The following is an 8,867-nucleotide window of genomic DNA, read 5'->3' as shown; positions in this document are numbered from 1 at the left end:
AACACCCTCCACCAAAGAAAAAAACAACTCGAGATGGCTGCCCGAGGTAATATTTTTAAAAAAAAACACCCCCCCCACCCCCACAGGGACGGGGGGGCCACGGCCCGGGCGGGGAGGCGTGTGGGTTTTTGGGGACCATCACCGCGGCGGGCGGCCGGCCGCGGGGCCGCGGCCCCCACTACGGCGGCGGGGGGGCCCCCCCCCCCCCCCCCCCCACTACCGATGGCGAGGGTTATCGCGAAAATTCGCGCAGCAGTACCGCGATCGAGGCCACGTTGGCCAGCACGCACAGCCAGAACACCCATTGGAACGCGGCCTTGCGGTGCTTGTGGCGGAACATCGCCTGGCCCAGCAGCGCGCCGGGCCAACCACCGGCAAAGGCCAGCAGCTGGAGGGTGCGCTCGGGAATCCGCCACTGCTTTCGCTGCGCCGCGCGCTTGTCATGGCCATAGAGCCCGAACGACACCGCGCTGGCCAGCACGCACCAGCCGCCCAGCCACAGCGGCAGCACGCCGCTGATCATCAGCGCGATCAACGCGCCGAAGGCAGCCAGCGCGAGATTACGCCGCCACGCCACTTACAGCGCGTCGAGGAAGCCGCGCACGGCCGGGCCGAAACGCTCGAAATCGACGAGGAAGGCGTCGTGGCCCTGCGGCGATTCCAGGCCGATGAAGTGCGCATCGGCACCGCCGGCGCGCAGGCCATCGGCAATCTGCTGCTGCTGCTGCACGGGGAACAGGATGTCGGTGTTGGCGCCGATCGCCAGCGCCTTCTCCACACGGATCTTCGCAAGCCCGGCCAGCACGTTGCCGTCGGCATACTCGGCCAGGTCGAACCAGTCCATCGAGCGGCTCAGGTACAGGTAGCAGTTGGGATCGAAGAAACGCACGAAGCGCCGTGCGTGGCCTTCCAGATAGCTTTCCACCTGGAATTCCAGGCCGAACGGATCGTCGTCGGTCTGGTCCGAATCCAGCCGCACGCGGCCGAAGCGGCCATCCCACTCCAGCGCCGAGCGGTAGGTGATCACGCCCAGCTTGCGCGCCATGCGCATGCCGGACTCGGGGTACTCGGCGTCGTTGTAGTGGCCGCCATTCCAGCGCGGGTCGAGGCGGATCGCCTCGCGTTGCAGCGAGCGGATCGCAATCGAGAACGGCAGTGCCTGCGCGCTGCCGGAAATGTTGACGTGGCTGCGCGCGATGCCCGGATGCAGCATCAGGATGGCAAGGGCCGTCATGCCGCCCATCGAGTTGCCGACCACGCAGGCCAGCCGCTCGATACCGAGTGCACGCACGACGTCGACGGCGGCGCGGGCACCGTCTTCGATCGACAGCTCGGGGAAGTCCAGGCGGTAGGGCTCACCGTTGGCCGGGTTGAGCGAAGCGGGGCCGGTCGAGCCCTTGCAGCTGCCCAGCGAATTCACGCATACCACGAACCAGCGGTTGGTATCGATCGGCTTGCCGGGGCCAACCATCGCTTCCCACCAGCCCGGTGCCGGGTTGGCCTCGTTGGCCGCTGCATGCGCGTCTGGGGACAGGCCGGTCACGATCAGGATCGCATTGCTGGCATCGGCCGCCAGCGTTCCCCAGGTCTCGTAGGCCACGCGCGCGCCGTGCAGGGCGCCACCGCGCTTGAACGGGAACGGCGAAGGCAGGGCGTGGAAGCGGGTGCCGGGCGGGATGAATTCGGTCATGCACGCATTCTAGCGGGGCGGCATGTGGAGCTGGCGACACGCTGGATTCCAGCAGCGGGTGGACGCGGACCGGACCGTCGTATCCACGCATGGCGTGGATCTGCTGTAGAGCCGAGCCGATGCTCGGCTGGCGGGCGCCGGCAACCCAATCGCAGCCGAGCGTGGGCTCGGCTCTACAAGTCAGGGAAACCGCAGTTCCACCACGCCTTCATGCGGCAGGCTTACCTTCACTGGAACGCTCTGCAGGTCGCCCTCGCTGCGATTGGCGCTACCAGTACGCGAGATGCGTGCCAGCACTTCCACTTCGCGGTGGGCCGACAGCGGTGCGGTTGGCATCGGACTGTCACCGTCGCCCAGCCCGACCGTGTCCGGGAATCCGCTCAGCGGCAGCTTGCGAGCGGCCACCGGCATCGGCGGGCCGCCGACGGCACGGGCCAGCACGAACACCTGGGTGCTGGCGGGCCACTCGGCGTTGTTCAGTGCCGGCAGCTGCACGCGCACCTGCAGCAGCGCCGGTGGCGCCGCAACGCCAGCATCGGGCGCATGGCCGGCGGCCTCGCGGGCAATCGCGATCTGCGCCTGCAGCGCCTGCGCGGCACCCGGTTCCAGTCGCGGCAGCAGGCCGCTCCACACGTCCGCAGCCTCGGCATTCCTTCCACGTTGCCGCAGGGCGATGCCCAGCAGCCAGCTGGCGCGCTCGGCGTCGGGGGCCTGTGTACGTGCCTGCTGCAACCAGGTCATCGCGGTGTCATCGAACTGCTTGCCGGCATCAGCCTGCGCGCGCGCCTGCGCGGCTTCCACCAGCACGCCCGGATCATCCGGTGCCAATTCGGCGGCCTTCGCGAAGGCGTCTGCCGCAGCTGAGGCATTGCCCAGTTCGGCCTGCGAACGCCCGAGCAATGCCCAGCCATCGGCACGCTGAGGGTCGCGCTTCAGTGCATCCTGCAGGGCCTGCACGCCATCGCGCAGGGTGGCCACCGACGGCGTCGGCTGTACCTGTGCTGCACGCGGATCACCGACCAGCAGGTACAGGCAGGCACCGGCCACGCCCAGTGCGAAAACGCCGACCACGAAACCGCGACGACCGTGGTGGCGCAGCGGCCACAGCACCAGTGCTGCCATCAGCGCTGCAACCAGGCCGGCCAGCACCGGCAGCCAATGGTTCACCATTCGTCTCCTTCATCGGCCTTGCCGGCCGGCGCCGCGCCGACGGTGCGTCCACGTCGGCGGACGATGCCCAGCACCACCAGTGCACCGGCGCCGAGCACCAGCAGGGGGCCACCCCACAGCAGCCAGGTGCCCGGCTGCAACGGTGGTTGATAGAGCACGAACTCACCGTAGCGGGCGACCAGGAACTGCTTGATCTGTGCGTCGTCGTGGCCCTGCTGCATCAGCTGCAGCACCTCGCGACGCAGGTCCTGCGCGATCTGTGCGTTCGAATCGGCCAGCGACTGGTTCTGGCACTGCACGCAGCGCAGTTGTGCGGCCAGGTCATGGAAGCGGCGCTCCTCGGCATCGTCGCGGAACTGCAGCGGCTGCGGATCGTGCAGCGGCTGCTGGGCCAGCACGGCCAGCGGCAGCATCAGGAGCAGCAGCGCCAGCAGCCAGCGCATCGGCTCAGGGCGCCGTATGCAGGGTGTTGCCGGCACTGCCCTGGGCCTTCTCGATCTTCTCCAGTGCCGGGATCAGCTTCTCATCGATCACGCGCTGGGTCATCGCGCCACTGTACTTCCAGCGCACGATGCCGCTGCCATCAACCAGGAAGGTTTCTGGCGCAGCGGTCACGCCCCAGTCGATCGCGGTGCGGCCCTCGACGTCGCTAAGCACCACCATGAACGGGTTGCCCAGCTGCTCCAGCCAGTGCAGCGCGTCGGTCGGATCATCCTTCCAGTTGTAGCCGATCACGCGCACGCGCTTGCTCTCGGCAAAGCGGGTCAGTACCGGGTGTTCTTCGCGGCAGGCCGCGCACCAGCTGCCCCAGACGTTCAGCAGATAGGGCGCGCCGCGCAGCTCGTCGCTGTGTACGATCATTTCCGGGTCATGCAGCACCGGCAGCGCGAACGCCGGCGCCGGCTTGTCGATCAGCGCCGACGGCAGCACGTCGCGCTGCGGGTCGCCCGATTTCATCACCCCGTAGATCATCAGCCCGAGCAGGCCGAAGAAGAACAGCACGCCGATCACGATGGCTACCGGCGGCAGCGGGCGGGAGGGGCGCGGGGCGGGGGACTCGGACATGGGAACTCCTACGGACGACGGAAACGGCGGTCGGCGGCGGTGATGAATCCGCCCAGGGCCATCAGCAGCGCGCCGAGCCAGATCCAGCGCACGAACGGCTTGATGTGCACCCGGACCGCCCATGCATTGTTGCCCAGCGGCTCGCCCAATGCCACGTAGACATCACCGTCGAAGCGTGCATCGATGCCGGCCTCGGTCATCACCTGGCCGCCACTGGCGTACTGGCGCTTCTCGGGATGCAGCAGGGCCTGCTCGCGGCCGTTGCGGAACACCCACAGGTGGCCCCGATCAGCGATGAAATTCGGCCCTTCGCGATGGTCCACGCCTTCGAAGCGGACTTCGTAGCGACCGACCACCAGCTGCTGCCCCGGTGCCAGCGCCACTTCGCGCTGCACGTTCAGCGCTTCGACCAGCAGGGCGCCGGCCAGGAACACGGCGATGCCGGCGTGGGCGACGATCATGCCGAGCATTTCGGCGGTGAAGCGGCCGTTGCCGCGCAGGCGCTGCCAGACGAAGCGTGCGGTGCCGAGTGCGACCCAGGCCGCAGCGGCGACGCCGATGCCGGCCTTCCAGCCATTCTGCGGTGCCTGCCACCAGACCAGCGCGCCCAGCAATACCGCCAGGCCCAGCCAGGGTGCCAGCAGCGCGAAGGCGCGCGAGGGCTGGTCACGCTGCCATTTCACCAGCGGGCCGAACGGCAGCAACAGGATCATCGGTGCCATCAGCAGCAGGAACAGGCTGCCGAAGTAGGGCGGACCGACCGAGATCTTGCCCAGCGACAGCGCATCGGCCAGCAGCGGGTACAGCGTGCCGAGCAACACCATCGCGCAGGCGGTGGCCAGCAGCAGGTTGTTCGCCAGCAGCAGGGTCTCGCGCGAGGTGGCGGTGAAGCCACGGCGCGGATCATCGGCATCCACGTTCAGCTGGCTGGCACGCAGCGCATACAGCAGCAGGCTGCCGCCCACCAGTACCGACAGGAACACCAGGATGAACAGGCCGCGCGAGGGATCGGCAGCGAACGAATGCACGCTGGTCAGCACGCCCGAGCGCACCAGGAAGGTGCCCAGCAACGACAGCGCGAAGGCGGCGATCGCCAGCAGCAGGGTCCAGCTGCCGAAGGTGCCGCGCTTTTCGGTGACGGCCTGTGAATGGATCAGTGCCGCACCGACCAGCCACGGCATGAAGCTGGCATTTTCCACCGGGTCCCAGAACCACCAGCCGCCCCAACCCAGCTCGTAGTAGGCCCACCAGCTGCCCAGTGCGATGCCCAGGGTCAAAAAGCCCCAGGCGACGTTGGTCCACGGCCGCGTCCAGCGCAGCCAGCGCGCATCCACGCGACCTTCCAGCAGCGCCGCTACCGCGAATGCGAAGGGCACCGCGAAGCCTACGTAGCCCAGGTACAGCATCGGTGGATGGATGATCAGCCCCGGATCCTGCAGCAGCGGATTGAGGTCGCGGCCTTCCAGCGGTGCCGGGTTCAGGCGCAGGAACGGATTGGAGGTGAAGATCAGGAAGGCGAGGAAGCCGACGCTGACAATGCCCATCACCGCCAGTACGCGCGCCTGCACCGGTGCCGGCAGGTGCCGCGAGAACAGCGCCACCGCGCCGGTCCACAATGCCAGCACCAGCGCCCACATCAGCAGCGAGCCCTCGTGCGCGCCCCACACCGCCGAATAGCGGTAGATCAGCGGCAGCAGCGAATTGGAGTTCTCGGCCACATAGCGCACCGAGAAATCCTGCTGCACGAACGCGGTGGTCAGCACCGCGAAGGCGCCGGCCAACAGCAGCAACTGCGCGAAGGCGGCAGGCCGCGCCACTGCCATCCATGCCGCGTTGTTGCGATGCGCACCGGCCAGCGGCAGGCCGGCCTGCAGCAGCGAGGCCAGCAACGCACACAACAGCAGGATCTGACCCAGTTCGGGCAGCACTCAGCGCACCTCGGGGGCCGTCACCGGCACGTCGTGCTTGCGATGGGCATCGCCCATCTTGTCGGCCACTTCCTTCGGCACGTACTTCTCATCGTGCTTGGCCAGCACTTCGTCGGCGACGAAGACGCCGTCCTGCAGGCGGCCACTGGCGACCACCGCGGTGCCTTCGGCGAACATGTCCGGCAGGATCCGCGAGGTGGTCACCGCCAGCTGTGCATCGCCGTCGGTCACGTCGAAGCGCGCCTCCAGCGAGCCGACCGGGCGGTTGAAGGAGCCCTTTACCACCATGCCGCCCAAGCGGAAACGCGACTGTGCATCGACATCGCCGCGCAGCACTTCCGAAGGGGTGTACAGGTAGGCGATGTTGCGTTCCAGCGCCATCGCCACCAGCGCGGTGGCCAGGCCGGAGGCGAGCAGGGCCAGCAGCACCCACACCAGGCGGCGACGCTGCACCGGGGTCATCGTTCCAGCTCCGTCGACAGCGGCGTCGCAGCGTCCTGCCTGCCAGCGCGGGTCTGCTGCCGCTGCTGGCGGGCCAGTGCCAGCCGGCGCGCCACGCGCAGGCGCAGCCACGAACCGAGGGCATCGGCGCTGAGCACCAGCACGAATACGGCGTAGGCGCCGATCACATAGGGCAGGTGTGTCATGGCTGGGCCTCCCGGGTGGCGCGCGCGGCATCGACACGGCCGCCGACCCAGGCCTTGCCGGCCTCGCGGTCGAGATTGTCGGCGCGGGCCTTGGCCAGCACCGAACCGGCGAACCAGAACTTGGTGCCGATCACCATCCACCACAGCGGCGCGATCATCGCGCTGCTGATCGCCGATTCACCGAACACGTTGATCGACTGGCGCTGGTGCAGGCCGCCCCACCAGTCCACCGAATAGCGGATCACCGGCAGCAGGCTGACACCTACAATGGCCAGCAGGCCAGCGGCGCGCGCGGCGCTGCGGCGGTCTTCGATGGCGTGGTACAGGCCGATCACGCCCAGGTACAGGAACAGCAGTACCAGTTCGCTGGTCATGCGCGGGTCCCAGTCCCACCAGGTGCCCCAGGTGCCCTTGCCCCAGATGCTGCCGGTCAGCAGGGTGATGAGGGTGAAGCCGGCGCCCATCGGCGCGCAGGCCATGGCCAGGATCTCGCAGACCTTGATCCGCCAGATCAGCGCGATCGCGGCATACAGCGCCATCAGCGCGAACACGAACAGGCTCATCCAGGCACTGGGGACGTGGATGTAGAGGATGCGGAAGCTGTCCAGCTGCTTGGCTTCCGGCGGCACCACCAGCAGCGCCTGCCACATGCCGACCAGCAGCACCGGCACTGCGGCGAGGTAGAACACCCGCGACCAGCGGGCAGCGAAACGGTCGAACGTGGGAGGCGAACCGAGTTGGTGGAACCAGCGGACAATCGGATTCATGCGTGGCGGCTATCCAGCAGGGGTGGATTGGCTCTCAGCTCGGTCAACTCAGAGAAATACGTATTGCAGCGGCGGTGGCCAGCGGCGCCAGCACCAGCGCGACCAGCAGGCCGGCGCCCAGCATCAGCAGCGCACCGACCGGATCCTGCCCGCGCCCGGCTGCCGCCAGGCTGCCTGCGCCGAACACCAGCACCGGCACGTACAGCGGCAACGACAGCAACGCCACGAGAATACCAGAGCGCCGGATGCCAACGGTCAGTGCAGCGACCACGCCACCGATCAGGCTCAGCAACGGCGTTCCCAGCAGCAACGATGCCAGCAACATCGGCAGCTGGTCATGCGGCAGATGCAGCATTTCGGCCAGCAGCGGGCTGACCACGATCAGCGGCAGTGCCGTGGTGGCCCAGTGCAGCAGCACGCGCACCAGTACCAGCCAGGCCAGCGGCACCGGCGCCAGCAGCCACTGTTCCAGCGAGCCATCTTCGGCGTCGGAACGGAACAGCGAATCCAGCGACAGCTGTCCCGCCAGCAGCACGGCCAGCCACAGCACCGCGCCGGCGGTGGCGGCCAGCAGTTGTGGCTCACGACCCTGGGCCAGCGCGAACAGCACCACTACCAGCACCGCGAACAGCAGCGGTTGCAGCGCGTCGCCGCGGCGGCGCCAGAGCAGGCGCAGGTCGCGCTTGAGCAGGGCGCCCGCGGTCTGCCACAGGCCCGGTTCGGTGCCCGGCGCGATCATGCGGCACCGCCGAGGTCGAGCTGGCGGGTGCGCACCGGCGGTGCGGCATAGGCGCCGTGGGTGGTGACCAGCGCAGCGCCACCGGCGCGCAGGTGCGCCGAAATCATCCGGTTGACCAGAGTGATGCCCTCCAGGTCGAGGTTGGCGTAGGGTTCGTCGAGCAGCCACAGTGGCGCCGGCGACAGCCAGATGCGCGCCAGTGCCAGCCGCCGCTTCTGCCCGGCCGACAGGTGGCGTACCAGAGTGTCCTCGTAACCGGCCAGGCCGACGATGGCCAGCGCGTTGCCGGGCATCTGCCGCGCACGGCGGCCGTGCAGGCCGCACAGGAAGTGCAGGTTCTCCAGCGTGTCGAGGTCCGGCTTCAGCGCCGGCAGGTGGCTGAGATAGGCGACATAGCGCGCACGCTCGGCGTTGCTGGCCGGCTTGCCGTCGATCCGCACCTGGCCGGCCCCGGGCCGGGCCAGGCCGGCCAGCACGCGCAGCAGGGTGGTCTTGCCGGCGCCATTGCCACCCTGCACCAGCAGGGCTTCGCCGGCGTCCACATGGAAGTCCAGCGGGCCGAACACCGGCTCGTCATTGCGGGAGAAGCTCAGGCCGCTGGCGGCCAGCAATGCAGGGGTGTCCAAGGGGCAGGGATCTTCATGCCGGAGTGCGGTGGCAATTGTAGCGGTGAATTCACAGGGTAGTGGCGGGCGCGGGGGGGGCCGTTTTCGCTGTCGGCCCCCCCCGTTGGGGGGCGCGGGCGGCCCCAACCCCCCGCCGCGTTGGTTAAAAAACAGGGCCTGTTTTATACACAACACCCCCCGCCCAACCACAACCCACCATACCCACCTCGGGTTAGAGAAATATATCCAGATTTCA

At 68.4% G+C, this 8,867-nt stretch carries 11 protein-coding genes; all 11 read right to left on the bottom strand.

Annotation, left to right across the window (positions count from 1 at the left end; all coding sequences use genetic code 11):
- Nucleotides 1–232 precede the first annotated feature (232 nt).
- The 11 genes from WDC87_RS15585 to ccmA all read right to left on the bottom strand — a co-directional run bounded on the left by WDC87_RS15585 (nucleotide 233) and on the right by ccmA (nucleotide 8,632).
- Nucleotides 233–577, bottom strand: coding sequence for a DUF1294 domain-containing protein (locus WDC87_RS15585; RefSeq protein WP_061478025.1), 345 nt, complete (start codon nucleotides 575–577; stop codon nucleotides 233–235).
- The gene (locus tag WDC87_RS15580; RefSeq protein ID WP_252745302.1) at nucleotides 578–1,690 is read right to left on the bottom strand and encodes a homoserine O-acetyltransferase; all 1,113 of its coding nucleotides are present in this window, start codon (nucleotides 1,688–1,690) and stop codon (nucleotides 578–580) included.
- 180 nt (nucleotides 1,691–1,870) lie between these two features.
- The gene (locus WDC87_RS15575) at nucleotides 1,871–2,860 is read right to left on the bottom strand and encodes a tetratricopeptide repeat protein (RefSeq protein WP_180890825.1); all 990 of its coding nucleotides are present in this window, start codon (nucleotides 2,858–2,860) and stop codon (nucleotides 1,871–1,873) included.
- Nucleotides 2,854–3,303 carry a cytochrome c-type biogenesis protein gene (locus tag WDC87_RS15570; protein WP_072168379.1) on the bottom strand — a complete coding sequence of 150 codons (450 nt, stop codon included), beginning with the start codon at nucleotides 3,301–3,303 and terminating at the stop codon, nucleotides 2,854–2,856. Before WDC87_RS15570 ends, WDC87_RS15575 begins: the two co-directional genes overlap by 7 nt.
- Nucleotides 3,304–3,307: 4 nt before the next feature.
- Complete coding sequence (locus tag WDC87_RS15565; protein ID WP_072168378.1) at nucleotides 3,308–3,925, bottom strand: DsbE family thiol:disulfide interchange protein; 618 nt, start codon at nucleotides 3,923–3,925, stop codon at nucleotides 3,308–3,310.
- A gap of 8 nt (nucleotides 3,926–3,933) precedes the next feature.
- Nucleotides 3,934–5,853, bottom strand: coding sequence for a heme lyase CcmF/NrfE family subunit (locus WDC87_RS15560; RefSeq protein WP_252744467.1), 1,920 nt, complete (start codon nucleotides 5,851–5,853; stop codon nucleotides 3,934–3,936).
- Nucleotides 5,854–6,315: a cytochrome c maturation protein CcmE gene (gene ccmE, locus WDC87_RS15555; RefSeq protein WP_061478019.1), complete on the bottom strand. Its 462-nt coding sequence runs from the start codon at nucleotides 6,313–6,315 to the stop codon at nucleotides 5,854–5,856. It abuts the gene before it with no gap.
- Nucleotides 6,312–6,500, bottom strand: coding sequence for a heme exporter protein CcmD (locus WDC87_RS15550; protein ID WP_061478018.1), 189 nt, complete (start codon nucleotides 6,498–6,500; stop codon nucleotides 6,312–6,314). The genes ccmE and WDC87_RS15550 overlap by 4 nt, the downstream gene beginning before the upstream one ends.
- A complete protein-coding gene (gene ccmC, locus WDC87_RS15545) occupies nucleotides 6,497–7,267 on the bottom strand; it encodes a heme ABC transporter permease CcmC (RefSeq protein WP_061478017.1) in 771 nt (256 codons plus the stop codon). The genes WDC87_RS15550 and ccmC overlap by 4 nt, the downstream gene beginning before the upstream one ends.
- A 43-nt stretch (nucleotides 7,268–7,310) precedes the next feature.
- Nucleotides 7,311–8,006, bottom strand: coding sequence for a heme exporter protein CcmB (gene ccmB / locus WDC87_RS15540; RefSeq protein WP_006456616.1), 696 nt, complete (start codon nucleotides 8,004–8,006; stop codon nucleotides 7,311–7,313).
- A complete protein-coding gene (gene ccmA, locus WDC87_RS15535; RefSeq protein ID WP_252744466.1) occupies nucleotides 8,003–8,632 on the bottom strand; it encodes a heme ABC exporter ATP-binding protein CcmA in 630 nt (209 codons plus the stop codon). The genes ccmB and ccmA overlap by 4 nt, the downstream gene beginning before the upstream one ends.
- Nucleotides 8,633–8,867: the final 235 nt, after the last annotated feature.

It is taken from the genome of Stenotrophomonas maltophilia group sp. Smal12 (assembly GCF_037079935.1).
In the GTDB taxonomy this organism is placed as follows: Bacteria; Pseudomonadota; Gammaproteobacteria; order Xanthomonadales; family Xanthomonadaceae; genus Stenotrophomonas; species Stenotrophomonas sepilia.
This window is presented reverse-complemented; position numbering and strand designations above follow the sequence as displayed.